Here is a 26,948-nt window from a genome sequence, read left to right as displayed (position 1 = left end):
TCTATTTTCTCAAAAAAAAAATTAAACGTTAAAACGGAAGTGCATTACATCACCATCTTTTACTACGTATTCTTTTCCTTCAACTTTAAATTTCCCAGCTTCTTTTGCTTTTGCTTCAGAACCGTATTGAACATAATCTTCGTATGAAATTACTTCTGCACGAATAAATCCTTTTTCGAAATCGGTATGGATAACTCCAGCCGCTTGCGGTGCAGTTGCTCCAATATTTATTGTCCAAGCGCGAACTTCTTTTACACCAGCTGTAAAGTAAGTCTGTTGTTTTAATAATTTGTAAGCCGCACGAATTAAAACAGAAGCTCCTGGCTCAGTTAATCCCATATCTTCTAAGAAAACCTGACGCTCTTCGTAGCTTTCTAATTCTGTAATATCTGCTTCTGCCCCTACAGAAAGAATGATAACTTCAGCTTCTTCGTCTTTTACTAATTCACGAACTTGATCTACATATTTGTTTCCGTTTACAGCAGAACTTTCGTCAACGTTACAAACATATAAAACTGGTTTTGCAGTAATTAATTGGAAACCTTCCATAAGAACTTCTTCATCATTGCTTTGAGGAACAATTGTTCTTGCAGATTTTGCTTGCAATAAAGCTTCTCTAATTCTATTTAATAAAGCTTCTTCTGTCTGAGCTTCTTTATTTCCTGTTTTTGCAGCACGTTTTACTTTTTCCAAACGTTTTTCAACAGTTTCTAAATCTTTTAACTGCAATTCGATATCGATAGTTTCTTTATCACGAATTGGGTTTACGTTTCCGTCAACGTGTACAATATTATCATTGTCAAAACAACGTAAAACGTGAATGATAGCATTACACTCTCTAATGTTTCCTAAAAACTGGTTTCCAAGACCTTCACCTTTACTTGCTCCTTTTACCAAACCTGCAATATCTACAATATCTACAGTTGCCATCTGAACGCGTTCTGGTTTTACCAATTCTTCTAATTTATTGATTCTTGGATCTGGAACGTTTACAACACCAATATTAGGTTCGATTGTACAAAACGGAAAGTTAGCACTTTGCGCTTTTGCATTCGATAAACAATTAAATAACGTCGATTTTCCAACATTTGGCAATCCTACAATTCCTGCTTTCATCTGTAGATAATATTTGTTTTTTTATTTAATTAACCTCCTCAGCCCCCATAAATAGTAGACTATACATCAATTACTTAGCTTCTGATAAGTCGTCTTTTTATTACTTTTCCAATTTTCTTTTTTTTTGACAAAATGATAGTTTTTGGCATTAAAATTTTGCAAATATAAGATTTAATACCTCGTAATAGAACAAAAAATGACGATATATATTTTTTTACAACTTTTCTTAAAAAAAAACAAACTTTTTAATAATATTTTGTTAAAAAAACATATTTTTATCTCAAGATTTAACAAACCAATAATCATTTTTTTAACCAAAAAAGCTTACCATGAAAAAAATTGCAGTACTATTATTTTTATTTAACACCTTAATTATTTTTGCGCAACGGCAAGTTACAGGTGTCGTCAAGGACAATACTGGAACTCCGCTTCCAGGTGTTAACATTATAGAAAAAGGAACAAATAACGGTGTTTCAACCGATGTGGATGGATCTTATAAGATAACAGTAAAAGAAGGTGCTTCATTAATCTTTACGTATGTCGGATATATAAGTACAACTAAATTAGCAAATGCATCTCAAATTGATGTTTCTTTATCTGAAGAAGGCGGTCAAAACCTTGATGAAGTAGTAGTTACAGGTTCAAGAGCAGCAGCTCGAAGCAATACAACCAGTGCTTTACCTATTGATGTTCTCTCCTCGAAAGATTTAACTTCCACGGGACAAGCTACATTTGATAAAGCTTTGCAGTACAAAATTCCATCTTTTAATACAGTGCAAACTCCTGTAAATGATGCAACTTCATTGCTGGATCCATACGAGATTAGAAATATGGGACCAAGCAGAACTTTAATCCTTATTAATGGTAAACGTAAAAACTTAAGTTCTTTACTTTATGTACAAACCTCTCCAGGACGTGGGGAAACGGGAGCAGATATTTCTGCCATTCCAACAGATGCGATCGAAAGAGTTGAAATTCTTCGTGACGGTGCTTCTGCCCAATACGGTTCTGATGCTATTGCTGGGGTTATGAATATTATTTTAAAGAAAAACAGCAACGCTGGGTCTATAACTTTAAGAAGTGGCGTTACTTCTGAAGGTGATGGAGAAATGTTTGGCATTAGTTTAAATGATGGAACAACAGTTGGCGAAAAAGGTTTCTTAAACTATACTATTGATTTTTCTAAAGTAAATTTAGCAAACAGACCTGGAACTGTTGATGCTCAAGGTGAAGCCAATGACTTCCTAGGCGGTACAGCTGCGGATGTTGCAACAGTAAATGAATTCCTTAGCAAATATCCTGATGCGCGAAATGTGAATGGATCACCAGAAACTGCAGCTGCCAAATTCTTAATTAATGGAGGTAATTCTATAAGCGAAACTACCAATCTATATTATAATGCTGCTTATGTTTATAAGAAAGTAAATTCGTTTGCTAACTTCAGAACACCATATTGGAGACCATTGGCTGACGACCCATACCTTAATAACTTCTTTGGCAATGGTGATCCTGCTAATCCTTCTTATGCAGGGTATGGTCCTACTTTTGAAGGAGATTTAAATGACTATAATGCTACTCTTGGTTTTAAAACCATTAAAAATGGATGGAATACTGACGCAAGTATTACAGTTGGCGGAAATAAGCAAATTTACACTGTAAACAATTCTGTAAACAGATCGGATATTTTGGATGAAAACGGAAATAATGTTTACAGAGAAAATAGCCCTATTTCATTTAAACCAGGCGGAACTTCTTTCAATCATGTTGTTGGAAATATAGATGTTTCAAAAATTGTTTCAGATCAAATAAGCATTGGTTTTGGAACAGAATTTAGATCTGAGAATTTTTCTGTAATTGAAGGCGACAAAGCTTCTTGGGAAGGTACTGGTGCTGACTCTTTTGCTGGAAACAGACCTGAAAATTCTGGAAAATGGAACAGATATAATGTCGGAGTTTATCTTGATGTTGCTTTTGATATCACGAAAGACTTTTTAATAAACGGAACAGTTCGTCATGAAGAATATAGCGATTTTGGAGGAGCAACTGTATGGAAAGCAAGTACAAGATATAAATTTCTTGAAGATAAAATTACTTTAAGAGGATCTGTTTCAACTGGTTTCAGAGCTCCAACTCTACACCAAATTTATACTCAAAAATCACAATATTCATTTGTAGCCGGTCAAGGAATTCAAATTAGTGGAATTATCAATAACGTTTCTCCTCAGGCGCGTCAATTAGGAATTCCTTCTTTATCTCCTGAAAAATCAACTAACGTAACTGTTGGTGTTGGAGCTAAACCTTTTGCAAACTTCAACTTTACAGTCGATTATTACAATATTAAAGTAGAAGACAGAATCGTTTTAGGAGACAGACAAGATACTCAATTTGGGAATGTAGCTTGGTTTTCTAATTCATTTGATTCAAGAACATCAGGTTTAGATGTTGTAGCAAACTATAGTAATATCGGAATTGGGGAAGGTAAATTAGGGTTTAATGTTTCTGGAAATATTACTTTAGAAAATGAAAGAATTTCTGATGTAAGAAACAATTCATTTGGTGATATTTTAAACTCTTTAACGTTTACTTCAAGACCAGACACAAAATGGATTTTAGGAATTAATTACGATATTGGTAAATTTGGTTTCTCTCTAAACAATACTTATTTTGGTAAAACAACTTTTAACCAAGATGGATTAGATGAAAATCTTAAAACAGAATTTATACCTAAAATTGTTACTGACTTAGGCATTAATTTTAACGCTACTGAAAAACTTACTTTTTCATTCAATGTAAACAACTTATTCAATGTGTTGCCAGAATGGAAATTTGTAGCTGAAAATGCTGCTGGTGCCGCAATATTAGCAGATCCAACAGAGACTAAAACACAATCAAACTTGATTACTTTTAACCAACGTTATTCTAGAATGACTTACGATGGTTTCCATTTTAGTCAATTAGGAACTATGTTTAATTTATCTTTAAATTATAAATTCTAAAGCATAACATTTTATTTAAACAAAACGAAATGGGTTGTCTACGGATAACCCATTTTTTTATACTTTTATATTTAAATCCAATAGATTATGGCAAATTTATACGATGGTAAAATGGCCGCTATTTATGATGCGATGTATCAGACTTTTGTCAATTATGACGAAGAATACGCTTTTTACAGCAATTTGATCCAAGAAAATAACGGTTCGGATATTCTAGAAATTGGAAGCGGAACAGGAAACCTTGCAAAACGATTTGCAGCACACAATCAAAAATATCAAGGACTTGACTACAGTGACGACATGATCGCAATCGCCAAAGAACGAAATAAAAACAGCTCTTTTACACAAGGCGATATGCGTGATTTTAAACTAGAAAAACCTGTAGATTCTATTTTAATTACCGGAAGATCTACAAGTTATCTTATTACAAACGATGATATAAACAGTACTTTTGATTCTATTTATAAAAACCTAAAAAAGGACGGAGTTCTAATTTTTGATTTTATTGATGCTAATAGATTTATTCCGTTTACAAAAGAAAACCCTGTAATTATTCATCAAGCGGAACATGAGAACAATAATTACATCAGAGAAAGTCATTGGGATACTAATACTTCTTTGGAGAATATTATGCTGGAATGGACTGCGCAATATTACACTCTTATAAATGGAAAAAAAGAAGTTATTGAAAATGATTTTTCAACAGTTCGTGTTTTTACACTCAATGAAATACAGCTGTTTTTATATCTAAATAATTTTGAAATACTTAAAACTATCGATCGAAAGACTTATGCTTATGACACTTATGTTATAGTAGCAAAAAAAATATCCTGAACAATTAAGTTCAGGATATTTCTTTCAATTTATTAATTACAATTTAAACTCTAACGATGCGATGATAGCTTTTTCTTCATCGGTTGCTGTAAATCCTGAAATATCCCAATAATTGGTCAGGATTTTGTTTTTCTTATTAAAAAGTGATTTTTCTTTAAATACATCACTTTCACTATAAGTGAAATTTTGTTTGTTGAAACCTGTCGTAACAAAACTATTTCTTATTTGAACATTTTTAGTTTTATCTTTTAAAACAACATCATAAGCAATTTCTTCATTCGAACTCAACAAATAATAATCATCTCCATCGAATCTATAATTTACTTTGACAAACGATTTTGTAATATTTTTGTCGCCTTCCTTTGTCTTTTCTACCACTTTGTCAAGAGTCGCAGGCGTAACTGAAATCGTAAATTCTACAATAATTTTTTTCTCAGGATCGTAAATGATTTCGAAATTATCTATTGCCTCTTTTGCTTTATCTAAAGGAACAACCGACATTATATAATAAGCTGCATTTTTTGCATGACCTTTTGTTGTAAAATCATATTCCTTTTTCGCATTCGGACCTAATAACGGATCTAAGTATTTAAAATTCGAATAATTTTCCATTATATCATTCAAATTATAGCCTTTCAGATCAGTGCTTACATCTGTTTCTATTAATCCGTACGAGCGATTCTGCTCTACTAATAATGTAGTTGTATTATTTTTATTGAATTGAAAATTAACTAATCCGTCATTATAATAAGAATATTGATTGTCTAACATGAAGAATTCACGAACATATACTTTCAATCTATGCGCAACACCTATCTTATGTTTAGAATTTGCAACTACTTTTTGAAGTATCTTTTGAGGATTTTCGTTTGAGACCACAACTTCATCTAAGTTTTCCTTTTTATTTTTAAGGTAAACAACAAATCCGTTTTCTTTTAAAGAAGCCCAACGAAGAGTCAGATTTTCATAATTCATCTCAGAAACCTCTACGTTAGATCCTCCACTCAAAACAAAAGTTACTTTACCGTCTTCATTAGTCATTAAAACTTGTTTAGTTTTTAAGACCTGCACGGTAGCATTTTCGATCGGTTGCAATGTTTCAATGTCTTTTACATAGATAGAATATTCATCACTTTGTGCAGAAACACTCAAATTAAAAAATACGACAAATAAGAGTAGTAATTTCTTCATATTGCATTGTTATTTTTTCAACTAAAGTATTCTTTTTTTAACAATTACGCAACACCAAAAAAAATAAAACATTAACTATCAACAAACTAACTTTTAAAAATACCTGATATCAGGGTAAAAAAAAATCCTGATCAATAAAGCTCAGGATTATATATTTTTTTAATGCTCAGAAATGATTATTCAGCATGTAAAAACGCTTGTCTTTCTAACAAAGTTTCTTCGTCTTCAACATGGTTATCATCTGGCACACAACAGTCAACTGGACAAACGGCAGCACATTGCGGCTCATCGTGAAAACCTTTACATTCTGTACATTTTCCTGGCACTATATAGTAGATTTCGTCAGAAATTGGAGTTTGCGCATCTTCAGCGTCAACTTGAGTTCCGTCAGGTAATACAATTTTTCCAGAAAGACTTGTTCCGTCTTTATATCTCCAATCATCTGCTCCTTCATATATTGCTGTATTTGGGCACTCTGGTTCGCAAGCCCCGCAATTGATGCATTCGTCAGTTATAATTATTGCCATCGTTTATTAGTCTTAAAGTTAAAAATCTTAAAGTTCTAAAGTCAAAATAAAGTCAAGCATCGCTTTTGACTTTATGACTTTTGACTTTCGACTTAATTATGCTTATTTTTGTGCAAAATTACAATCAAAACAATTCATAAGCAAACATTATGACATTAGAAACAAAAAAAAGTGTTTTTGTTGAATTAGGAAAATTTTTAAGTCAGTTTTCTGAAAGCGCTTCTGTGCAAAAATCTGACGTCTTATATAATGATATCTTTTTTGATGATTTCAAAAATCTGATACATTTATCGCAATCTCATAACGGATGGTATACTCCCGAGCAGGTTTATTTCTCCATACAATCATGGGCAGAAGCTTTGACAGTTGAAAACATAGACAAATGGCTTTCAGCTTACTCCTTAGACTCCGCTCAGGATGGCAATAATTCGAAAAGCGTTGCTTTGATTTTAGCTGGAAATATTCCGTTAGTAGGCTTTCATGATTTTTTATCTGTTCTAATTACAGGCAACAAAGCTTTAATTAAAACTTCATCAAACGATCAGCATTTATTGCCATTTTTAGCTAAATATTTAATTGCTGTTGATGAAAACTTGAAAGACAGCATCACTTTCGTGGAAGGAAAACTAGAAAACTTCGATGCCGTAATCGCCACTGGAAGCAATAATACTTCCCGTTATTTTGAATATTATTTTAAAGACAAACCATCGATTATTCGTAAAAACAGAAATTCGGCAGCCGTTTTAACTGGAAAAGAAACCAACGAAGAACTGGAAGGACTTGGAGAAGATATTTTTAGATATTTTGGCTTAGGATGCCGAAATGTTTCGAAAATTTTTGTTCCTAAAGGCTATTCTTTTGAAACATTTTTCCAAGCCATATTTAAATACCAAGACGTTATTCATTATGAAAAATACGCTAATAATTATGATTACAATAAGGCTGTATTTTTAATGAGTAATTTCAAATTATTAGATAACGGATTTTTGACTTTAAAAGAAGATTCAAGCTACGCCTCTCCAATTTCGAGTGTTTTTTACGAATACTACGAAAACCTTGAAGAACTTAAAAAACGCCTTCAGGAGGACGCAGATCAAATTCAATGTATTGTTAGCGATAATTTAACCACAAATAGTATAGCATTTGGCGAAACCCAAAAACCTCAATTGTGGGATTACGCAGATAATGTTGATACTATAACGTTTTTGTTAACAACAAAGTAATAATTTGTTTAATTATTTCGAATATTTTAACTCTTTTTCGCCTCTTATTGCCGAAATTTGCGTTTTTAAAATTTTCGACTATTAACAGCAACCATGAAAAAACACAACTACAGCGCAGGACCAAGTATTTTACCTCAGGAAGTTTTTGAGAAGGCATCAAAAGCAATTTTAAATTTTAATGATTCAGGATTGTCTATCCTTGAAATCTCGCACCGAAGTAAAGATTTCGTTGCAGTTATGGAGGAAGCTCGTTCCCTTGCTTTAGAATTATTAGGACTTCAAGGAAAAGGTTATCAGGCTTTATTTTTACAAGGTGGTGCCAGCACAGCATTCTTAATGGCTCCATACAACTTAATGAAAGAAAACGGAAAAGCAGCTTATTTAGATTCAGGAACGTGGGCAACTGCAGCTATCAAAGAAGCAAAACTTTTCGGAGAGACTGTTGTCGTAGCTTCTTCAAAAGAAGACAATTATAATTATGTTCCAAAAGGTTACGAAATTCCAGCTGATGCTGATTATTTCCACTGCACAAGCAACAATACTATTTTTGGAACTCAAATGAAAGAATTCCCATCAACAAATGTACCTGTTGTATGCGATATGAGTTCTGATATTTTTTCTCGTCAATTAGATTTTTCTAAATTTGACTTAATCTATGCTGGAGCTCAAAAAAATATGGGACCTGCAGGAACTACTTTGGTAGTGGTAAAAGAAGAAATCTTAGGCAAAAATGGAAAAACAATTCCTAGTATGCTAGATTACGCTAAACACATTAAAGGAGAAAGCATGTACAATACTCCACCTGTATTTGCTGTTTACGTTTCTCTTTTAACTTTACAATGGATTAAAGAAAAAGGCGGAATCGCTGCTGTTGAAAAATTAAACAACGCTAAAGCGGAATTACTTTACACTGAAATCGACAGAAACCCATTATTTAAAGGTGCAGCGAAACTAGAAGATCGTTCTAACATGAATGTAACTTTCTTATTGAACAATCCTGAACACACTGAAACTTTTGACGCTTTATGGAAAGCTGCAAACATTTCTGGATTACCAGGACACCGTTCAGTTGGTGGCTACAGAGCTTCTATCTACAACGCTATGCCAATTGAAAGCGTTCAGGTTTTGGTTGATGTAATGAAAGCTTTAGAAAGTAAAGTTTAGTTTTCAGTCGCAGTCACAGTTTACAAAAAAGAAAAATCAAATAGTTGGTTTATCGATTAAACAAATAAACGATTAACCAAATAAACAACATACACAATGAAAGTATTAGCAAATGACGGAATTTCTAAAAGCGGAATTCTAGCCTTAGAAAAAGGTGGATTTGAAGTTATCACTACAAAAGTTGCTCAAGAACAAGTAGCTAATTTTATAAATGAAAATAATGTTGACGTAATTTTAGTTCGTAGTGCAACTAAAGTTCGTAAAGATATTATCGATGCTTGCCCTGGTATCAAAATCATCGGTCGTGGTGGTGTTGGTATGGACAATATCGATGTGGATTATGCTAAAAGCAAAGGAATCCATGTAATTAACACTCCTGCTTCATCTTCAGAATCTGTTGCTGAATTGGTTTTCGGACACTTATTTTCTGGTGTGCGTTTTTTACATGATTCTAACAGAAATATGCCTCTTGAAGGAGATTCAAACTTTGACGGTTTGAAAAAAGCTTACGCAAACGGAACTGAATTAAGAGGTAAAACTTTAGGTATTGTTGGTATTGGTCGTATCGGACAAGCTACAGCAAAAATGGCTCTTGGTTTAGGAATGAAAGTTATCGCTGCAGATAGTTTCATCCCACAAGTTGATGTAAAAGTTGAATTTTTCGACGGACAATCAATCACAACTACAATTGTTTCTCAATCTTTAGAATCTTTATTTAAAGAAGCTGATTTCATCACATTACACGTTCCTGCTCAAGATGGTTACATCATCGGAGAAAAAGAACTTGCAATCATGAAAGACGGTGTTGGAATCGTAAACTGTGCTCGTGGAGGAGTTATTGATGAAGTAGCTTTAGTTAAAGCTTTAGATTCAGGAAAAGTTGCTTTTGCAGGTTTAGATGTTTTCGAAAGCGAACCAAAACCAGAAATGGCAATCTTAATGCACTCTAAAATCTCTTTGACTCCTCACATCGGAGCTGCAACTGGAGAAGCACAAGACAGAATTGGTACTGAATTAGCATCACAAATCATTACTTTGTTAAGCTAATTAACTATAATTAAATCACTTAGAAGGGATTTATTAACACAGTTTAATAAATCCCTTTCTTTTTTTGTTTAAATTTGATTGAATTATCTAAACCCTAAAGATCATGTTTGAACAATTAACCCAACTAGTACAGCAATACGGAGGCGATGCTGTGGTAAACAATAACGCTGTTCCAAACGAACATAATGAAGCCGTAATAAGCGAAACAAGCAATTCTATTTTTGAAGGATTAAAGAAGATTGTTTCTGAAGGCGGAACCGATCAAATTGCCGGATTATTTAACGGAAGTACAGCCATTGATAACTCAAATCCTGTTGTCCAGCAAATTCAACAGCAATTAAGCGGCAATCTTGGTGAAAAATTCGGATTAAGCAGTGCTGATTCAAACGGAGTTGCTTCAAATTTGATTCCGCAGATTTTAGGTTCTTTAGTAAATAAAGCAAAAGATCCAAACGATAGCAGTTTTCAAATTTCAGATATCATAAATTCCATTTCTGGAAACAGCGGACAAGCTTCAGGAATAATGGATACCATTTCTAAATACGGAATGCAATTCGGACTTGACCAAAACAACGACGGAAAAGTTGATGTTGCAGATGTTTTAGTAGTTACCAAAAGCAAAGGAGGAATCGCCGGATTTATTGGAAAATTGTTTGGGAGCAAGTAAAGAAGATGCTAAGGTGCTGAGATTCTAAGTTTTTATATAGACATTCTAAAGTGGTTTGCACAGCATACCACTTTTTTTTCGCAAGAAAAACAAAGACTTAGAAACTTAGAATCTCAGCACCTCAGCATCTTAGAACCTTCAAAAGAATGTTAAACTCCATCCTCTTCTCGGCATTTATTCGTAAATTTAATTTATGAAAAAATGCATTTCCATATTAATTGTTTTATTTACGATTATTGCGTGTTCTTCAACCTCTCAGAATATCGCTAGTACTGATACTTCATCAAATAAAAAGATAAACGATACCATTAGAATTGCAAACGATTCATTAGAATATGAAGTCATTATTATCGACAACGGATTCTCAACCTGGCTTGCTTCTCGAGCTTATCCAAGAAACTATTATTCATTGCAATATCTTGAAAACAAAAACTCCCTGTATGTAACAGAATGGAATAGTCGTGTTTTACAACCACAGCGTTATAATCCAAATCTGTACGAAATGTCAATTGACTACCGCCCAGACATTCATTATGGTTACGAAGTAAATTACTTAATTTACAACTACATGATTTATTTTCAAAATACTTACAAACAAAAGCTTTGGGGTTATGTTCCATCAAGATAATATGCTATATTTGTAATCATTACAAATAGCAATGGACAGATTAAAAAAACGCTGGGGAATTACCTCAAATTTACAAGCCGTAATTATATTTATCGTTTTTGCCATCACAGGATCGGCATCTGCGTGGCTGTCTAAACCATTCTGCGTTTGGCTGGGCATTACTAAAGAAGATTTCGGAGGCTGGTTTACACTTATTCGCCTTATTGTTATCTTTCCTATATATCAGGTTTTACTAGTCGCGATCGGAACTATTTTTGGGCAATTTAAATTCTTTTGGAACTTCGAAAAGAAAATGCTTAAAAATATGGGACTTGGTTTTTTATTTAAAGACTAAATTTCTCTATTTCTCTTAAAGAAATAAGTATAAATCCAAGTCAAGGTAAAAGACGGAATCACATCTGTAAAAGGCAATATCTCTTCCAGAAAAGTCAATACTCCTGCGACCTTCCCTACTCTTCCTTTATACATTCTTGCCATAATTATAGCTGCAATAGGCGCCCAGACCACATCTGAAAACTCACCCAAAAAAGGAATCGAAAACGAAATCATACCAATTGCGTCCAAAACTAATCCTATAATTAATTTTGACATTCTGTTATCTTCAGCAATTTCTAAATCTTGCATAACACATTCATTTTTAAGTTAATCGAAATTAAAAATAATTCATGAAACTATATTATTTCTTTTCTAAATTTAATTTCCAATATTCCCATATCAATTTACGTACCGATTTTAGATTTTAGATTTTAGATTTTAGATTTTAGATTTTAGATTTTAGATTTTAGATTTTAGATTTTAGATTTTAGATTTTAGATTTTAGATTTTAGATTTTAGATTTTAGATTTTAGATTTTAAAAATCGCCTCGCTCTTTTTTGGAATTTAGAATTCATAAATTGGTATTTCTAGAATTGACTTTCAACTTTTGACTTTCGACTTTCGACTTTTTGATATTGATTATAATCTTCGTTTCTTTGTAAAAACAGTTTCATTACATGATACACGCAAAAAACATACATAAATTCTACGACAAACTTGAAGTTTTAAAAGGAGTCGATTTACATATTAAAAAAGGTGAAATTGTTTCTATCGTAGGCGCTTCGGGTGCTGGAAAAACAACTTTACTGCAAATTTTAGGAACTTTAGATAAGCCTGATCACAATCCAGATTCATCTCTTACAATTAATGGCAGGAACGTTTTGGAGTTGCAAAACATCAAAAACGACAAATCAAACCAAGAAAAAGCGTTCAAAATCATTACTTGGCTCGGAGCTCTTTATTTTGTTGTACTCGCAGTGTTTGTTTTGCTTTTTAGAAATAAAATAGAAAATGATATTTTTGGATATATCAATTGGGGAATATTAATAATGCCACTTTTTTTAATGCTGATTTATTATAATCGTTATTTCAAAAAGAAAAGCAAACATGATAAAACATTATCCGATTTTAGAAACTTAAATTTGGGATTCATTTTTCAATTTCACCAGCTTTTACCTGAATTTACAGCGCTAGAAAACGTTTGTATTCCAGCACATATTGCAGGCAAAAAAACCGCCGAAACAGAAGAAGAAGCAAAAAAACTTTTAAACTATCTTGGACTTTCGCACAGAATCAATCATAAACCGAGCGAACTTTCAGGCGGTGAACAGCAGCGCGTTGCCGTTGCGAGAGCTTTAATCAATAAACCAGATGTCATTTTTGCCGATGAACCTTCTGGAAACTTAGACACACATTCTGCCGAAAACCTGCATCAACTATTTTTTCAGCTTCGAGATGAGTTTGGACAAACTTTTGTCATTGTAACACACAATGAAGAATTGGCAAATATGGCTGACAGAAAATTAGTGATGGTCGACGGGCAAATCAGCAATTAGGATAATCAGGAGCTATTTCCTGCTGTCCGCTATATCTTTTGCGGCGAACCCCGCCACAAAAGGATGCCGCTCCCATCAGGGCTAGGGCACTCAAATTCATAAGAAGATTTCATTGAAAATGAACCAAAAAGAACTCAAAGAATTTCTAGACGAAAAAGTCATTCAATATAACAATCAGGATTTTATAGAAAGCGACCCTGTACAGATTCCGCATCTTTTTACTCAAAAAGAAGATATCGAAATCGCAGGTTTTTTAAGCGCTTCAATTGCCTGGGGAAACCGTAAAATGATTATCAAGAATTCTCATAAAATGATGGAATTAATGGGCAACACGCCTTACGATTTCGTTATGTCGCATTCTGATGAAGACTTGGCAAAACTAGAAACTTTCGTTCACAGAACTTTCAACGGGCATGATTTTGCAGGCTTCATAAAAGGTTTGCAACATATCTACAAAAACCACAACGGATTAGAATCTGTTTTTGCTAAAAATCAAGAAAAAGACAGTTTGCAGAAAAGCATCAGCGAATTCAAAAAAATATTCTTCGAAACCGATCATTTAGCACGAACTCAAAAACATATTTCAGATCCGTTAAATAATTCTGCTGCAAAAAGAATCAATATGTACCTGCGTTGGATGGTTCGTCAAGATGCAAAAGGAGTCGATTTAGGAATTTGGAAAAGCATCTCTCCTGCAGTTTTATCTTGTCCGCTAGACGTTCATTCTGGAAATGTAGCCCGCAAACTTGGAATCCTTTCGCGAAAGCAAAACGATGCCAAAGCTTTACTAGAATTAGATACCAAATTAAGAAAAATGGACGCTTTAGATCCTGTAAAATATGATTTCGCTTTGTTTGGATTAGGGGTTTTTGAAGGGTTTTAGATTTAATTTTAATAATTATTTTAATTGCTCTAAATGCAAATACTTCTCGTCTGAAAAAAAATCTTTCTCCGAATTAACTCCCCCGCCCCAGCCTTCAGAGTATAAAAATTCATATATAAATTCATGGTCAATTAAATACGAATCTTCTCCTAACTTCATTTTCTTTAGTGATTCGATAGTTGAACTTGCAATTCCAAAATTATCCGCTACATAAATTCTATCTATTGGAGGTGAATCATCTCCATGAAATTTATAGTAAAAATATCTTTCATAAAAGGATAAATCTAATTGCCCTTTTTCAAATTTCGCCAACCTTCCTTCTCCAATTGTCGATTGATAATAAACTAATAAAATTAAGGTTTCTAAATCTTTTGAAATACGCCTTAAAATTTCATCATAAAAATACAAATTACCATTAAAATCAAACTCAATCTCAACCCAATTATTACTTTGATTTTGAGACAATATAATAGTTCCATTTCTCTCTTCAGACTGATTTTCATCATGAGGCAAATTATAAAACCATTCCTTTCTGTTATCTAGCCAAATTTCTCTGCCAATGGGCAAATACTTCTTTACTAAATTAATTACAACATCTAAATCTTTACATTTAATATTGGTTTGCGAAAATGTTCCCATCTTATTTACGATCTGTTCTTTACACTTCAAAAATATTCAAAATTTCTAAATAGCTTTTTGTTTGGCAAAACACTTTTAAAAAAATAAATAAGAGGAATCTGAAGCTCTATAAAAACTGAAAATCAATCAATTATATCTCTAAATTATTAGATGATTCGAAAAAATTAGTGCTCTAACCATGAATTTAATGTACATTTGCACAAAATTTAAAGCAAATGAGCACTTTCGAAAAATTTAATCTTCCAAAATCATTACAAAAAGCAGTTGACGAATTAGGATTTGTTACGCCTACTCCTATTCAAGAAAAATCTTTTTCTGTAATCATGTCTGGACGTGATATGATGGGAATTGCACAAACCGGAACTGGTAAAACTTTTGCTTATTTACTGCCTCTTTTAAAGCTTTACAAATTTACTCACACCAATACGCCAAAAATCGTAATCCTAGTTCCAACTCGTGAATTAGTAGTTCAGGTTGTAGAAGAAGTTGAAAAACTGACTACATATATGTCAGTTAAAACTTTGGGTATTTATGGAGGTGTAAACATCAATACACAAAAGAAAGCCGTTTACGAAGGTGTTGACATTTTAGTCGGAACGCCTGGACGTACAATGGATTTAGCGCTTGACGCTGTTGTTCGTTTTGACGAAACACAAAAATTAGTAATCGACGAGTTTGATGAGATGCTGAATCTAGGTTTCAGACCACAGCTGACTGCTCTTTTTGCTATGATGAAAACTAAACGTCAAAATATTCTGTTCTCTGCAACGATGACTGATGAAGTTGATGATTTGTTAAATGATTATTTTGAATTTCCAGAAGAAGTTACTTTGGCTCCATCGGGAACTCCACTAGAAAAAATTACACAGCTTACTTATAACGTTCCGAATTTCAATACTAAAGTAAATCTTTTAAAACATTTACTGGAAAATGACGAAAGCATGAGTCGTATTTTGGTTTTCGTAAATAACAAAAAGATTTCAGATATGCTTTTCAATCGTATTGATGAGCTTTTTGAAGGACAATTTGGTGTTATTCACTCGAACAAATCTCAAAACTACCGTTTGAGCACAATGGCAGAATTCCAAGAAGGAAATCTTCGCGGTTTAATTACAACCGACGTTATGGCGAGAGGTTTGGATATTTCGAATATTACGCACGTAATTAACTTCGAGCTTCCAGAAGAACCAGAATTGTACATGCACAGAATTGGTCGTACAGGTCGTGCAGACGCAACGGGAACAGCAATTAGTTTTGTTACTCCAAGAGAGGAAGAATTCAAAATTGAAACAGAACTTTTAATGGAGACAGAACTTAAAGTTGTTGATTTCCCTGAAGAAGTTGAAATTTCAGTAAAATTAATCGAACCTGAGAAAGACAAATTGCCAAGAAAGTTTTTAATGAAAAAGGTAAAACTAGAAGGTGATGGCGCTTTTCATGAAAAATCTAAAAAGAACAAAAAAGTCAATCTTGGCGGTCCTTCAAAAACCAAAAAGAAAACCCACGGTTCTGTCAACAGAAATATGTTGAAGACAAGAAACGAGAAGAAGAAGAAAAAATAAAAAGTTTTTTTTTAGATTCTAAGACACTAAGTTGCTAAGGTTCTAAGTTTTTTCACATAAAATAAAAAGGGTAAAGATTTAAAAATCTTTACCCTTTTTATTTTCAAGCTTAAAGCTTAGTAGCTTAGAATCTCAGTATCTTAGCAACTTAGAACCTTAGCATCTTTTTTACTAAATTTTCGTAAACAAAAGCCCCACGGGCGAACACATCTGAATTCTTCTTCCAGTATCTGTAAGTTTTCCTGTTGCGATATCTCTTTTAAAAATAACAATATCGTTAGTATATTGATGGCCGACTAAAACGTAATTTCCTGTTGGGTCAATAGCAAAATCTCTTGGCCCTTTTCCTAATGTACTTTGCTGTTCAACTAATTCTAAAGCTCCTGTTTTAAGAATTTTGTAAACTGAAATTGCATTGGCATCTACACGATCTGTAACGTACAAAAAGTTTCCGTCAGGCGAAAGTTTTATTGCTGCTGCTCCTGTGCCTCCTTTGAAATCTTTTGGAAGAATGCTTGTTTCTGCAATTACTTTTAAGCTTCCTGTTTTATCCCAGCTTAAAGTCGTCAAAGTTCCATCCAACTCTTGAACCAAATACACAAATTTCCCGTCTTTACTGAAAGTCAAATGTCTTGGCCCACTTCCTCGTTTTACATCAATACTTCCTTTTAACGTCAAAATATCATTTTTCGCTGCTGGATTGTATTTATAAATAAAAACTTTATCCAAACCTAAATCGTTGGAAAGCACAAACTTTTTATCTGGAGAAAAAACTACCATGTGCACGTGCGCTTTTTCCTGACGCGCTGCATTTGGTCCTTTTCCTTCGTGCTGAATTAACTGCTGTACTTCTGTGATGCTTCCGTCTGTATTTTTCTTAAAAACCGCAATGCTTCCGCCAGAATAATTAGCTGCAATTACATGTTTATCATCATTTATCAAATGACACGGATCTGCTCCTAAAGCATCATTTTTATTTAAAAGATTGATTTTTCCAGTTTGCGAATCATACGAAAAAGAACTCACAGTACTCTGTGTCCCATTTTCGTTTACAGCATAAAGAAATTTATTATCCGCAGAAACAGATAAGTAACTCGGACTTACAACATTTTCAGAAGAACTCTTTAATTTATACTCCCCTGTATTTGTGTCGAATTCATATACATAAATACCATTGCTTTGGCACGTATTAGTATAAGTTCCAACTAATAAATTGAATTTATTTTGAGCTTTAACTGCGGTTATTGATAAAGCAGAAAACAAGACTAGATATATTTTTTTCATAATTTATTTTTTTTTGTATTAGCTAAAATAAGCAATATATCTATTTGAAACAGTTTCTTCGTGACAAGAAATTACAAAAGTTACATTTTTTTTCACCATATAAGTTCATGTAAGTTATATAAGCCATCTCACTTTTTGATTTTCGACTTTTGGCTTTACTTATAATCTCTTAAATGAACTTATATGGTTTAATAAGTTTTTAATTTGTATTTTTGACCAGCATCTTCGCGAAAAACAAAACGTAGTGAAGTAAATCGAAGCCAGAATGCATTTTAAACATCCCGAAATTCTATACTTTCTGTTTTTATTGATCGTTCCAATTTTGGTTCACTTATTTCAATTAAGACGATTTAAAACTTCCTATTTTACCAATGTTCGATTCTTAAAAGAGCTTGCTGTTCAGACTCGTAAGAGTTCCAAAATCAAAAAACGTCTTTTATTAGCGACACGTTTATTATTGCTTAGTTGTGCGATTATCGCGTTTGCGCAGCCTTTTTTTGAAGCTGCTGATAGCAAAAACGCATCAAACGAAATGTATATTGTGTTGGACAATTCATTTAGTATGCAGGCAAAAGGCAAAAAGGGTGAATTATTAAAAAGAGCCGTTCAGGAATTGCTTGAAAACACTCCGGAAAACACTCAATTTTCACTTTTAACGAACACTGAAAATTTCTGGAATACTGATATTAAATCTTCTAAAAGTGCTTTACAAAACTTAAAATACAGCGCTTCTTCATTTGATCTTTCTGCCATTACAGCAAAAATAAAAGCACATAAATCTGCTCATAAAAAAGATATTGTAATTATTACAGATGCTGTTGGCTTAAAAGAGGCAGCTATTACATCTATAGATTTTGACGAAAAGCCTTATTTCATAGTTCCAGAAGCAGAACAAAAAAATAATGTTTCGATTGACAGCGTTTACATCAATCAGACTTTAGAAAACTTCTACGAAATCGGCATTAATTTATCAGCTTATGGCGAAGATTTCAAACCTGTTTCAACGGCCCTTTACAATCAAAACAAACTGATTGCCAAAACAATCGTCAATTTTGATGCGAAGAAAAAGAAAATCAACTTCACGATTCCAAAAGAAGCTTTTCACGGATATGTTGCAATTGAAGACAATGGTTTAACTTATGATAACAAATTATTTTTCAGCATTTCTAAAAACAAAAAAACAAACGTAATTAGCATTGGCGAACCTGAAAAAAGCAATTTCTTATCGAGAATTTATACTTCGGGCGAATTCAATTACCACAATTATTCGATTAGTGCTTTAGACTATAATAGTTTAGAAAAACAGAATACTATCATTTTAAACGAATTAATTGATATTCCGCAGGCATTACAAACGACTTTAAAAGCTTTTGTTTCTAAAGGTGGAAATTTGGTTGTGATTCCTTCTGAGAAAACTTCTCTTTCGAGTTTAAATGCATTGTTGGGGAATTTCGGAAAAATTCAATTCGGGAATTTACAAACTAACAATAAATTAATCACTAAAATTAATTTCGATCATCCTTTATTTTCAGGAGTTTTCGAAAACAAAATAACGAATTTCCAATATCCAAAAGTAAACAATGCATTTGCCGTTTCTAGTCCGTATCCGGCTGTACTTTCTTTTGAAGATCAAACGGCTTTTGTGACTTCTGTTCAAAATCAAGTTTCTGGAATAACAGTTTTTACAGCACCAATAAATAGTGCTAATTCAAACTTCCAGCAATCGCCTTTAATTGTTCCTTTATTTTATAAAATTGCTCAGAACAATCAGAAAACTGGCGTAAATTCTTTGACAATTGGAAACAATCAACCTTATTTTGTTGATGTTTTATTGACGAAAGATGCAATTTTAGAAGTAAAAGGAACTGAAGATTCTTTTATTCCGATTCAACAAATTTTAAACAATAAAGTCAAATTAACATTCAATGATTTTCCTGAAACTGCTGGAAATTATAGTGTTTTTGATAAAAAAGAATGGGTTGAAAATATTAGTTTTAATTACAAAAGAACCGAAAGCGATTTGAGTCAGGTAAACACAAATATTGTTTCCGATTTTAAAACCGCTGATACAATTTCGACCATTTTCAATACGTTACAAACAGAACGAACAGACAGCCAAATTTGGAAATGGTTTGTTATCTTTGCACTGTTATTTTTAGCATTAGAAATGGCAATTATAAAATTTGTAAAATAGAGTTATGGTGATTTCTAAAACATCTCACATTTTGCAAATATCTTTTTACGATAAAAAATAATCTACATATGAAACTAATCATCAAAAGCGCCAAAATTATCGACTCAAAAAGTCCGTTTCACAATCAGACCGTTGATCTTTTAATTGCAGATGGTGTAATAGAAAAAATAGGAATTTCTCTTCCTCACGACAATGATGAAACGGTTGTGAGATTTGACGATCTTCATGTTTCTCAAGGTTGGTTTGACAGCAGCGTTTCTCTTGGAGAACCAGGTTACGAAGACAGAGAAACTATCGCAAACGGATTGAGTGTTGCAGCAAAAAGCGGATTTACGGCGATTGCATTGCAACCAAATTCTCTGCCAATTATTGACAATCAATCTCAGGTAAATTTTGTAAAAAATAAAGCAAATGGTTTTGCAACAGAAATTTTCCCAATCGGCGCTTTGACAAAAGCTAGTGAAGGAAAAGATATGGCAGAACTTTTTGATATGAAAAATTCTGGAGCAATCGCTTTTGGAGATTACAACAAAAGTATCGACAACGCCAATATTTTGAAAATTGCTTTACAATACGTTCAAGATTTTGACGGATTGGTAATCGCTTATTCGCAAGATCCAAACATAAAAGGAAATGGCGTTGCAAACGAAGGAATTGTTTCGACAAGATTAGGATTAAAAGGAATTCCGAATCTAGCGGAAGAATTGCAGATTTCTAGAAACTTATTTTTATTAGAATATACAGGCGGAAAACTTCATATTCCAACTATTTCAACTGCAAAATCGGTGGAATTAATTAGAGAAGCTAAAGCGAAAGGTTTACACGTAACTTGCAGCGCATCTGTACATCATTTGGTTTTAACGGATGAAAAACTAGACGGATTTGATACTCGTTTTAAAGTTACACCGCCATTAAGAACAGAAGTTGACAGACAAGCTTTGCTTAACGGAATTGCTGATGGAACTATTGACATGATTACTTCAGACCATAATCCGATTGATATCGAATTCAAAAAAATGGAATTTGATACGGCTAAAAACGGAACTATCGGTCTAGAAAGTGCTTTCGGAGCTTTATTAACGGTTTTACCTGTAGAAACAATTGTGGCAAAATTAACTGCAGCAAGAACTGTTTTCGGATTAGAAAACAGCACAATTGAAGAAGGCGCAAAAGCAAATATCACTTTATTTTCAACAGAAGGAAAATCAACTTTTACGAAAGAAAATATTCTTTCAAAATCTAAAAATTCTGCTTTCTTAGGAACTGAAGTTAAAGGTTCTGTGTACGGAATTTTAAATCAAAATCAACTAGTTACAAAATAATACAATGAATAATAATTCAGTCGAAGAAGGAAAATCAATTGCAATTACGAGTTACATTCTAATCATTGGCGTTTTGATTGCCATGAGCATGAATTCTGAAAACAAAAACAGTTTTGCTTCTTTTCATATCCGTCAAGCTTTAGGTTTGTCTTTAACTTTTATCTCCTTTGGAGCAATCATCAGTAATTTCGATAGTTTTTTTATCACTTTCCCAATGTGGATCTGTATTTCAATTCTATGGACTTTCGGTATTTTTAATGCTATTCAAGGTCAAATGAGACCAATTCCTTTAGTTGGGGAATTGTTTCAAAAATGGTTTAAAAAGATTGGGTAAATTTTAGAATTCCAAACTTGGAACCTGAAACTTGAAACTAAATTACTGCCAAAGTTGAAATCTGAAAACCGAGACTGCGACTGCGACTAAAATTCACAACTCACAATTTACAATTAAAATGAATCTATCTTTAGAATATAAAATAAGAGAACCAAAAGTAATTTTAGATAAAAATCCATTATTGCTTTTATTGCACGGATATGGAAGTAATGAAGAAGATTTATTTTCTTTTGCTTCTGAACTTCCAGATAACTATTATATCATTTCTGCAAGAGCGCCTTACGATTTGCAATACGGAGCTTATGCTTGGTACGCAATTAATTTCGATGCAGATCAAAATAAATTTTCGGATAACGAACAAGCTAAAACTTCAAGAGACAGAATTGCTTCTTTTATTGATGAATTAGTAGCAAATTATCCAGTTAATGCTAATGATGTTACTTTAATCGGATTTAGCCAAGGATCGATTTTAAGTTATGCTACAGCACTTTCTTATCCAGAAAAAATTCAGCGAGTAGTTGCTATGAGCGGTTATTTCAATGAAGAAATTATCAAAGAAGGATTTGAAAAAAATGACTTCAAAAACCTAAAAATATTCGCTTCACACGGAACTGTAGATCAGGTTATTCCAATTGAATGGGCTAGAAAAACACCTGCTATCTTAGAGAAATTAAATATTCATGTGGTTTACAAAGAATATCCTGTTGGACATGGAGTTGCCCCACAAAATTTCTTTGATTTTAAAAATTGGCTTTTGAGCTAGTTTTAAGTCGCAGTTTACACTAAATCTTTTATAAAATGAGCATCTCAAAACTTGATAATCCAGCTTTAATTTTAATTGATATCCAAAAAGGTTTTCATGATGTTGCTTATTGGGGCGGAGATCGAAATAATATTGATGCAGAACAAAAAGCTGGCGAACTTTTAGAAATTTGGAGAACTAAAAATCTACCTATTTTTCATATTCAGCATTGTTCTTCAAATCCAAATTCGATTTTAAACGAAGTAAATCCGGGAAATGAATTTCAAGATATTGTAAAACCTTTTGAAGGAGAAACAATTATCAAAAAGAATGTCAACAGTGCTTTTATAGGAACAAATTTAAAAGAGCTAATTGACAATGCTAAAATCACAAATCTTGTAATTGTCGGTTTAACAACTGATCATTGCGTTTCTACCACAACAAGAATGGCAGGAAATTTTGGTTATAATGTTTATCTAGTTTCCGACGCAACAGCGACTTTCAATAAAAAAGGCATAAACGGAGAAGAATTCTCTGCAGAAATCATACATCAAACTGCTTTAGCTAGTTTAAATGAAGAATTTGCTCAAGTAGTAACTTCTGAGTTTATAAAAGAGAACATTTAAGTTTTCAGTCACAGTCGCGGTTTTCAGACTATGTTTAAAACTGTAAACTGCGACTGCGACTGATTACTAATTATTGTCCCGTATAAAGAATATCATTTCCTTTTTTCAAAACATATCCTCTCCACGGAATTAACTGCCAATCGCCGTTAACCCAAGAATCACCTTCAGATTTTCTTTCTAAAATGATAGATTCTTTTTGAGTATCTAAGAAAAGCTCTGCTTTGTTTCCATCAAAAATTACGTAAGATGCAGTTGTATACTTTTTTCCATCATCGTAATGCGACAGTTTTGTTCCTTCAAAAACTCTAATACATTCTTTTTTAAGTTCTGACCAAGTATAACCTGCCGAAGCTTTACAGCCATGTGAATCAGCATCTGCTCCTACTTTAACTTCTCTTACAGTGTCTTTTAAAGATACTTCGACACCATCTTTTTTCGGTTCTTGCGAATTAGCTTTTTCTACAGAAGGTTTCTTTGCACAAGATACTATAGTGCTTACAATCATTGCAATCAAAATCACTTTTTTCATAATCCTAAAATTTTACAGCAAAAAAAAATAGGATTAAAAAATCCTATTTTTGATATAACCAAGTTTGATTTACTTCAAATGTAATATTATCATCGTTATCTACAAAGTATTTTAACAAGACTTCTCCCCATAACTCCCCGTTGCTGTAATCTGCAATAATCCATCTGTGGTTCAAAATTTTAACTTTATTGATGATAAACTTATTCGGTCCAATCTGGTCTTGCCCTGTATATGGATTCCCTTTTGGATTTGCATTTAAATCTAAAAGCTTTTCCGTTACAGCCGGAATCAGTTTTTCGTATAAAATAACTTTTCCTCCAGAGGCGCTGTTATCAAAATAATTTTGTGCATTTTCGTTATGTTCTAACGAAAAATAATCAGCTTCTGCCAGTTGTGTTTTAACTAGATTGATACTATCTCTAAGTTTCTTAGTTGTTTTATCATATCTATTCTGCGCAAATTTTACTTCTCCACTATAGAATGCATAAGTAAATACATTCATTAAAATGGCAAGAATAAAAAGATAAAGCATTAAGGATTTTTTCATTGTGTGGTATAATTAAAGTGTAATTTCTAAATTGTCGTAAGCTAAGAAAACATTTTCAGGAAGTTTTTGCTGTACTTCTTCATGAAAGCCTAAAACGTGGCTAATGTGAGTTAAATAAGCTCTTTCGGGTTTAACAAGATCAATAAAATCAAGCGCTTCTTGTAGATTAAAATGAGTATCGTGAGGCTCAACACGCAAGGCATTGACAACCAAAACTTTTAACCCTTTCAATTTTTCAATTTCAGCTTGTTCTATTGTTTTTACATCTGTTAAATAAGCAAAATCATCTATTCGGTATCCAAAAACCTGTAGATCGCCGTGCATGGCATTAATTGGAATTGCTATTTTGTCTCCAACAGCAAAAGTAGCATTATTCTCTACCTCGATAGTTTTTACGCTTGGAGCACCTGGATATTTGTTTACTGTCTCAAAAACATAATCAAAACGACGTCTCAGATTATCTAGAACACGTTTATGTCCGTAAATTGGAATTTCTCCCTGCCTAAAATTAAACGGGCGTATATCATCTAAACCGGCAGTATGATCTGCATGTTCATGCGTAAAAAGGATTGCATCGAGTTTTCGGCATCCGCAAGAAAGCATTTGCTGTCTAAAATCGGGGCCGCAATCTATTACATACGAATGCTCGTCCCATGTGATCCAGATGGACACACGAAGCCTTTTGTCCTTAGCATCAGTGCTTTTGCAAACGGGATGATCGATTCCGATAATTGGAATGCCTTGGGAAGTACCTGTACCTAAAAAATAAACCTTCAATTGAACTTAATTTTTTTACAAAAATAGGATTATTTCTCTTTCATTAGAAGCCTAATTTGCTAACTTTGTAACAAATCTATTTAAAATAAAATGGGTACAGAAATAAAACTCAAGGGTGACAAGGTCATCGAACAGATTCCTTCTATAAAAGACAAAGCGTTACGCATTAATTTAAACGAAAATATTTACGGAACATTTGCTGAGATTGGCGCTGGACAAGAGACAGTTAGACACTTTTTCAGATCTGGAGGTTCGTCGGGAACTATTGCAAAAGCGATGTCTGCCTATGATAAAGATTTTAGTGATGCCATTTATGGAACTGAAAATGACGGAAGATATGTTACTGAAGAGCGTTTAAAAAAAATGCTTACTCATGAAGGGCAAATCATCGAAGAGCGTTTAAGCCGCGAAAAACACCCTACAAAACTTTTCTTCAGTTACGCAAATACCGTTGCGACAATAGATTTTGCAAAACAATTTAAAGGTCACGGCTGGGTCGGAATTAGATACCAAATTGAACCAGACGAAGCTTACAACGAAATTATCCTGCATATTCGTTTTAAAGAGACTGACGCCAGATTACAACAAGAAACGCTTGGTATTTTAGGGGTTAACTTAATTTATGGTGCTTTTTATAAATACAACGATCCAAAACGATTACTTCGTTATTTATACGATCACTTAGACAAAGATCAATTAGAGATTGACACCATCAATTTTTCTGGGCCTCGTTTTGCCGATGTAGACAATCGTTTGATAAGTTTACAATTGGTTAAAAACGGAATGACAGATGCCGTAATGTTTAACCCTGAAGGGAAAAACATTCTTCCGGCTGCAATTTTATACAAAAAGAACCTTTTAGCTTTAAGAGGAAGTTTCCGTCCGGTTACGAAAGTAAATATGGACATGTATGAGAAGTCATTAGAAATGTTTCTCAAAGAAAATAAGGTTGAAAAAAACAATACTCTTGTAGTTTTTGAAATCACACTTTCGAATTTACGCTCTGATGGAGAAATTGACGAACGTGACTTTATGGACCGAGCCGAATTGCTGTGTTCTCTTGGTCAAACGGTTATGATTTCGAACTTCCAAGAATATTATAAAGTGGTAGAATACTTCGCAAATTACACCAAAGCTCGTATGGGATTGGCAATGGGTGTAAATAACCTTGTTGATATTTTTGATGAGAAATACTACCGTCATTTAAGTGGTGGAATTCTAGAAGCTTTCGGGAAATTATTCTATCGCGATATGAAAGTATTCTTGTATCCGATGTTAGACGAAGATGGTTCATTAATGAATTCAAACAACTTGAAAGTTCATCCTAGAATGAAAGAATTGTACAAATTCTTTAAATTCAACGGAAAAGTGGTTGATATTGAAGATTATGATCCAAATATTCTAGATGTTTTCTCTAGAGAAATCTTAAAAATGATTAATCAAGGACAACCTGGATGGGAACCAATGCTTCCTCCTGGAATTCCAGAAATCATAAAAGAACATCACCTTTTTGGATATCATCCGCAGAAAGAATTAGAACAAAATTCATAATAAAAAAGTCCCGAAATATTTTCGGGACTTTTTTTATGAGTCACAGTTAACAATCTCAGCAATTACTGAAAACTAAGACTACGACTGAACACTACTTCAAAATCTGCTCTGCGTGTTCTTTTGTTTTTACTTTTTCGATTACTTCTTCGATGATTCCTTTTTCGTTAATTACAAAAGTTGTTCTGTGAATTCCGTCGTATTCTTTACCCATGAATTTCTTTGGTCCCCAAACTCCAAATGCGTTTATAACCGATTTATCTTCATCAGCTAATAAAGGAAAAGGTAATTCATATTTTTCTTTGAATTTTATTTGCGCTTTCGCACTGTCGGCACTAACGCCTAAAAGTTCATAATTATTGGCTTGAAAACGGTGAAAATTATCTCTTAAATCACAAGCTTCAGCCGTACAGCCTGGCGTGCTTGCTTTTGGATAAAAGAAAACAACCAGTTTTTTTCCAGCGTAATCTGCTAGTTTATGTGTTTTTCCGTCTTGATCTGTTCCTGAAAAGTTAGGCGCTTTATCTCCTGCTTTTAATGTTGTCATAATTTTTTATTTTAGATTTCTAATTTTAGATTTTAGATTCCTTCAAGGTTTTCAAAACCTTGTAGGTATTTGTACTTTTAGATTGTAACCCCTAACAAATATAATTCATAATTTATAACTTATAACCGGTAATTTCTTTTTGCCCCAGA

Annotated in this window: 26 protein-coding genes and 2 pseudogenes; 18 read left to right on the top strand and 10 right to left on the bottom strand. The window is 33.1% G+C overall.

Annotation, left to right across the window (positions count from 1 at the left end; genetic code table 11):
* Positions 1 to 21 precede the first annotated feature (21 nt).
* Positions 22 to 1,116, bottom strand: a complete 1,095-nt coding sequence (gene ychF / locus QLQ96_RS12365; protein ID WP_379695978.1) for a redox-regulated ATPase YchF — start codon at positions 1,114 to 1,116, stop codon at positions 22 to 24.
* Between the two features lie 329 nt (positions 1,117 to 1,445).
* Between ychF and QLQ96_RS12360 the strand changes: the two genes are divergently transcribed.
* Together QLQ96_RS12360 and QLQ96_RS12355 are read left to right on the top strand one after the other, a co-directional pair.
* Positions 1,446 to 4,112 carry a TonB-dependent receptor gene (locus QLQ96_RS12360; RefSeq protein WP_482490878.1) on the top strand — a complete coding sequence of 889 codons (2,667 nt, stop codon included), beginning with the start codon at positions 1,446 to 1,448 and terminating at the stop codon, positions 4,110 to 4,112.
* Between the two features lie 87 nt (positions 4,113 to 4,199).
* Positions 4,200 to 4,946: a class I SAM-dependent DNA methyltransferase gene (locus QLQ96_RS12355; protein WP_482490876.1), complete on the top strand. Its 747-nt coding sequence runs from the start codon at positions 4,200 to 4,202 to the stop codon at positions 4,944 to 4,946.
* Positions 4,947 to 4,982: 36 nt separating this feature from the next.
* Here QLQ96_RS12355 and QLQ96_RS12350 read toward each other — a convergent pair whose 3' ends face one another.
* Together QLQ96_RS12350 and QLQ96_RS12345 are read right to left on the bottom strand one after the other, a co-directional pair.
* Positions 4,983 to 6,137 (bottom strand): peptidase associated/transthyretin-like domain-containing protein, encoded by a 1,155-nt coding sequence (locus tag QLQ96_RS12350; protein WP_482490874.1) that lies wholly within the window; start codon positions 6,135 to 6,137, stop codon positions 4,983 to 4,985.
* A 176-nt stretch (positions 6,138 to 6,313) separates the two neighbouring features.
* Positions 6,314 to 6,664: a 4Fe-4S dicluster domain-containing protein gene (locus QLQ96_RS12345; protein WP_482490872.1), complete on the bottom strand. Its 351-nt coding sequence runs from the start codon at positions 6,662 to 6,664 to the stop codon at positions 6,314 to 6,316.
* A gap of 149 nt (positions 6,665 to 6,813) precedes the next feature.
* Here QLQ96_RS12345 and QLQ96_RS12340 point away from each other — a divergent pair, with 149 nt between their 5' ends.
* The 6 genes from QLQ96_RS12340 to QLQ96_RS12315 all read left to right on the top strand — a co-directional run bounded on the left by QLQ96_RS12340 (position 6,814) and on the right by QLQ96_RS12315 (position 11,727).
* On the top strand, positions 6,814 to 7,887 hold the full coding sequence (locus tag QLQ96_RS12340) for an acyl-CoA reductase (RefSeq protein ID WP_482490870.1): 1,074 nt from the start codon (positions 6,814 to 6,816) through the stop codon (positions 7,885 to 7,887).
* Between the two features lie 93 nt (positions 7,888 to 7,980).
* Positions 7,981 to 9,051, top strand: coding sequence for a 3-phosphoserine/phosphohydroxythreonine transaminase (gene serC / locus QLQ96_RS12335; protein WP_482490868.1), 1,071 nt, complete (start codon positions 7,981 to 7,983; stop codon positions 9,049 to 9,051).
* Between the two features lie 96 nt (positions 9,052 to 9,147).
* Complete coding sequence (locus QLQ96_RS12330) at positions 9,148 to 10,098, top strand: D-2-hydroxyacid dehydrogenase (protein ID WP_155100731.1); 951 nt, start codon at positions 9,148 to 9,150, stop codon at positions 10,096 to 10,098.
* A gap of 103 nt (positions 10,099 to 10,201) precedes the next feature.
* Positions 10,202 to 10,765, top strand: coding sequence for a DUF937 domain-containing protein (locus tag QLQ96_RS12325; protein ID WP_482490866.1), 564 nt, complete (start codon positions 10,202 to 10,204; stop codon positions 10,763 to 10,765).
* Positions 10,766 to 10,958: 193 nt separating this feature from the next.
* Positions 10,959 to 11,393, top strand: coding sequence for a DUF6146 family protein (locus QLQ96_RS12320; protein WP_482490864.1), 435 nt, complete (start codon positions 10,959 to 10,961; stop codon positions 11,391 to 11,393).
* A gap of 31 nt (positions 11,394 to 11,424) precedes the next feature.
* Positions 11,425 to 11,727 carry a DUF6787 family protein gene (locus QLQ96_RS12315; RefSeq protein ID WP_482490862.1) on the top strand — a complete coding sequence of 101 codons (303 nt, stop codon included), beginning with the start codon at positions 11,425 to 11,427 and terminating at the stop codon, positions 11,725 to 11,727.
* On the opposite strand, the gene QLQ96_RS12310 is transcribed toward QLQ96_RS12315, so the two are convergent.
* Positions 11,724 to 12,017, bottom strand: a complete 294-nt coding sequence (locus QLQ96_RS12310) for a hypothetical protein (RefSeq protein ID WP_482490860.1) — start codon at positions 12,015 to 12,017, stop codon at positions 11,724 to 11,726. The genes QLQ96_RS12315 and QLQ96_RS12310 overlap by 4 nt on opposite strands.
* Positions 12,018 to 12,386: 369 nt before the next feature.
* Here QLQ96_RS12310 and QLQ96_RS12305 point away from each other — a divergent pair.
* The 3 genes and pseudogenes from QLQ96_RS12305 to QLQ96_RS12295 form a co-directional block, all read left to right on the top strand.
* Positions 12,387 to 12,602 (top strand): annotated as a pseudogene (locus QLQ96_RS12305) (ATP-binding cassette domain-containing protein); the annotation flags it as partial.
* A 216-nt stretch (positions 12,603 to 12,818) separates the two neighbouring features.
* Positions 12,819 to 13,265, top strand: a pseudogene (locus tag QLQ96_RS12300) (ABC transporter ATP-binding protein); the annotation flags it as partial.
* Positions 13,266 to 13,383: 118 nt separating this feature from the next.
* Complete coding sequence (locus QLQ96_RS12295; RefSeq protein ID WP_482490858.1) at positions 13,384 to 14,148, top strand: TIGR02757 family protein; 765 nt, start codon at positions 13,384 to 13,386, stop codon at positions 14,146 to 14,148.
* 15 nt (positions 14,149 to 14,163) lie between these two features.
* Here QLQ96_RS12295 and QLQ96_RS12290 read toward each other — a convergent pair whose 3' ends face one another.
* Positions 14,164 to 14,787 (bottom strand): hypothetical protein, encoded by a 624-nt coding sequence (locus tag QLQ96_RS12290; RefSeq protein ID WP_482490856.1) that lies wholly within the window; start codon positions 14,785 to 14,787, stop codon positions 14,164 to 14,166.
* A 215-nt stretch (positions 14,788 to 15,002) separates the two neighbouring features.
* Between QLQ96_RS12290 and QLQ96_RS12285 the strand changes: the two genes are divergently transcribed.
* On the top strand, positions 15,003 to 16,349 hold the full coding sequence (locus QLQ96_RS12285; RefSeq protein WP_482490854.1) for a DEAD/DEAH box helicase: 1,347 nt from the start codon (positions 15,003 to 15,005) through the stop codon (positions 16,347 to 16,349).
* A gap of 171 nt (positions 16,350 to 16,520) precedes the next feature.
* Here QLQ96_RS12285 and QLQ96_RS12280 read toward each other — a convergent pair whose 3' ends face one another.
* Positions 16,521 to 17,633: a lactonase family protein gene (locus QLQ96_RS12280; protein ID WP_482490852.1), complete on the bottom strand. Its 1,113-nt coding sequence runs from the start codon at positions 17,631 to 17,633 to the stop codon at positions 16,521 to 16,523.
* 265 nt (positions 17,634 to 17,898) lie between these two features.
* Here QLQ96_RS12280 and QLQ96_RS12275 point away from each other — a divergent pair, with 265 nt between their 5' ends.
* From QLQ96_RS12275 to QLQ96_RS12255, 5 genes are all read left to right on the top strand, one after another.
* Positions 17,899 to 19,827 carry a BatA domain-containing protein gene (locus tag QLQ96_RS12275; protein WP_482490851.1) on the top strand — a complete coding sequence of 643 codons (1,929 nt, stop codon included), beginning with the start codon at positions 17,899 to 17,901 and terminating at the stop codon, positions 19,825 to 19,827.
* 68 nt (positions 19,828 to 19,895) lie between these two features.
* Complete coding sequence (locus QLQ96_RS12270; RefSeq protein ID WP_482490849.1) at positions 19,896 to 21,149, top strand: dihydroorotase; 1,254 nt, start codon at positions 19,896 to 19,898, stop codon at positions 21,147 to 21,149.
* 4 nt (positions 21,150 to 21,153) lie between these two features.
* Positions 21,154 to 21,483, top strand: a complete 330-nt coding sequence (locus tag QLQ96_RS12265; RefSeq protein ID WP_379695942.1) for a hypothetical protein — start codon at positions 21,154 to 21,156, stop codon at positions 21,481 to 21,483.
* A gap of 118 nt (positions 21,484 to 21,601) precedes the next feature.
* Positions 21,602 to 22,246 (top strand): alpha/beta hydrolase, encoded by a 645-nt coding sequence (locus QLQ96_RS12260; protein WP_482490847.1) that lies wholly within the window; start codon positions 21,602 to 21,604, stop codon positions 22,244 to 22,246.
* Between the two features lie 35 nt (positions 22,247 to 22,281).
* Complete coding sequence (locus QLQ96_RS12255) at positions 22,282 to 22,851, top strand: cysteine hydrolase family protein (RefSeq protein ID WP_482490845.1); 570 nt, start codon at positions 22,282 to 22,284, stop codon at positions 22,849 to 22,851.
* A gap of 70 nt (positions 22,852 to 22,921) precedes the next feature.
* On the opposite strand, the gene QLQ96_RS12250 is transcribed toward QLQ96_RS12255, so the two are convergent.
* The 3 genes from QLQ96_RS12250 to QLQ96_RS12240 are packed head-to-tail and all read right to left on the bottom strand — an operon-like array spanning position 22,922 to position 24,704.
* Positions 22,922 to 23,380, bottom strand: coding sequence for a hypothetical protein (locus tag QLQ96_RS12250; RefSeq protein ID WP_482490843.1), 459 nt, complete (start codon positions 23,378 to 23,380; stop codon positions 22,922 to 22,924).
* A gap of 43 nt (positions 23,381 to 23,423) precedes the next feature.
* Positions 23,424 to 23,927, bottom strand: a complete 504-nt coding sequence (locus QLQ96_RS12245; RefSeq protein WP_482490841.1) for a hypothetical protein — start codon at positions 23,925 to 23,927, stop codon at positions 23,424 to 23,426.
* A gap of 12 nt (positions 23,928 to 23,939) precedes the next feature.
* Positions 23,940 to 24,704 carry an MBL fold metallo-hydrolase gene (locus tag QLQ96_RS12240; protein WP_482490839.1) on the bottom strand — a complete coding sequence of 255 codons (765 nt, stop codon included), beginning with the start codon at positions 24,702 to 24,704 and terminating at the stop codon, positions 23,940 to 23,942.
* Positions 24,705 to 24,794: 90 nt separating this feature from the next.
* Between QLQ96_RS12240 and QLQ96_RS12235 the strand changes: the two genes are divergently transcribed.
* Complete coding sequence (locus QLQ96_RS12235; protein ID WP_482490837.1) at positions 24,795 to 26,255, top strand: TonB-dependent receptor; 1,461 nt, start codon at positions 24,795 to 24,797, stop codon at positions 26,253 to 26,255.
* A gap of 91 nt (positions 26,256 to 26,346) precedes the next feature.
* Here QLQ96_RS12235 and bcp read toward each other — a convergent pair whose 3' ends face one another.
* Positions 26,347 to 26,799 (bottom strand): thioredoxin-dependent thiol peroxidase, encoded by a 453-nt coding sequence (bcp, locus tag QLQ96_RS12230; RefSeq protein ID WP_482490835.1) that lies wholly within the window; start codon positions 26,797 to 26,799, stop codon positions 26,347 to 26,349.
* Positions 26,800 to 26,948 lie beyond the last annotated feature (149 nt).

The sequence above is a fragment of the Flavobacterium sp. B167r genome (genome assembly GCF_056824315.1).
This window is presented reverse-complemented; position numbering and strand designations above follow the sequence as displayed.

Excerpts from the sequence above, each read along its gene's own strand:
- ychF (WP_379695978.1), bottom strand. The coding sequence starts at position 1,116 with ATGAAAGCAGGAATTGTAGGATTGCCAAATGTTGGAAAATCGACGTTA.
- QLQ96_RS12360 (WP_482490878.1), top strand. The coding sequence starts at position 1,446 with ATGAAAAAAATTGCAGTACTATTATTTTTATTTAACACCTTAATTATT.
- QLQ96_RS12355 (WP_482490876.1), top strand. The coding sequence starts at position 4,200 with ATGGCAAATTTATACGATGGTAAAATGGCCGCTATTTATGATGCGATG.
- QLQ96_RS12350 (WP_482490874.1), bottom strand. The coding sequence starts at position 6,137 with ATGAAGAAATTACTACTCTTATTTGTCGTATTTTTTAATTTGAGTGTT.
- QLQ96_RS12345 (WP_482490872.1), bottom strand. The coding sequence starts at position 6,664 with ATGGCAATAATTATAACTGACGAATGCATCAATTGCGGGGCTTGCGAA.
- QLQ96_RS12340 (WP_482490870.1), top strand. The coding sequence starts at position 6,814 with ATGACATTAGAAACAAAAAAAAGTGTTTTTGTTGAATTAGGAAAATTT.
- serC (WP_482490868.1), top strand. The coding sequence starts at position 7,981 with ATGAAAAAACACAACTACAGCGCAGGACCAAGTATTTTACCTCAGGAA.
- QLQ96_RS12330 (WP_155100731.1), top strand. The coding sequence starts at position 9,148 with ATGAAAGTATTAGCAAATGACGGAATTTCTAAAAGCGGAATTCTAGCC.
- QLQ96_RS12325 (WP_482490866.1), top strand. The coding sequence starts at position 10,202 with ATGTTTGAACAATTAACCCAACTAGTACAGCAATACGGAGGCGATGCT.
- QLQ96_RS12320 (WP_482490864.1), top strand. The coding sequence starts at position 10,959 with ATGAAAAAATGCATTTCCATATTAATTGTTTTATTTACGATTATTGCG.
- QLQ96_RS12315 (WP_482490862.1), top strand. The coding sequence starts at position 11,425 with ATGGACAGATTAAAAAAACGCTGGGGAATTACCTCAAATTTACAAGCC.
- QLQ96_RS12310 (WP_482490860.1), bottom strand. The coding sequence starts at position 12,017 with ATGCAAGATTTAGAAATTGCTGAAGATAACAGAATGTCAAAATTAATT.
- QLQ96_RS12295 (WP_482490858.1), top strand. The coding sequence starts at position 13,384 with ATGAACCAAAAAGAACTCAAAGAATTTCTAGACGAAAAAGTCATTCAA.
- QLQ96_RS12290 (WP_482490856.1), bottom strand. The coding sequence starts at position 14,787 with ATGGGAACATTTTCGCAAACCAATATTAAATGTAAAGATTTAGATGTT.
- QLQ96_RS12285 (WP_482490854.1), top strand. The coding sequence starts at position 15,003 with ATGAGCACTTTCGAAAAATTTAATCTTCCAAAATCATTACAAAAAGCA.
- QLQ96_RS12280 (WP_482490852.1), bottom strand. The coding sequence starts at position 17,633 with ATGAAAAAAATATATCTAGTCTTGTTTTCTGCTTTATCAATAACCGCA.
- QLQ96_RS12275 (WP_482490851.1), top strand. The coding sequence starts at position 17,899 with ATGCATTTTAAACATCCCGAAATTCTATACTTTCTGTTTTTATTGATC.
- QLQ96_RS12270 (WP_482490849.1), top strand. The coding sequence starts at position 19,896 with ATGAAACTAATCATCAAAAGCGCCAAAATTATCGACTCAAAAAGTCCG.
- QLQ96_RS12265 (WP_379695942.1), top strand. The coding sequence starts at position 21,154 with ATGAATAATAATTCAGTCGAAGAAGGAAAATCAATTGCAATTACGAGT.
- QLQ96_RS12260 (WP_482490847.1), top strand. The coding sequence starts at position 21,602 with ATGAATCTATCTTTAGAATATAAAATAAGAGAACCAAAAGTAATTTTA.
- QLQ96_RS12255 (WP_482490845.1), top strand. The coding sequence starts at position 22,282 with ATGAGCATCTCAAAACTTGATAATCCAGCTTTAATTTTAATTGATATC.
- QLQ96_RS12250 (WP_482490843.1), bottom strand. The coding sequence starts at position 23,380 with ATGAAAAAAGTGATTTTGATTGCAATGATTGTAAGCACTATAGTATCT.
- QLQ96_RS12245 (WP_482490841.1), bottom strand. The coding sequence starts at position 23,927 with ATGAAAAAATCCTTAATGCTTTATCTTTTTATTCTTGCCATTTTAATG.
- QLQ96_RS12235 (WP_482490837.1), top strand. The coding sequence starts at position 24,795 with ATGGGTACAGAAATAAAACTCAAGGGTGACAAGGTCATCGAACAGATT.
- bcp (WP_482490835.1), bottom strand. The coding sequence starts at position 26,799 with ATGACAACATTAAAAGCAGGAGATAAAGCGCCTAACTTTTCAGGAACA.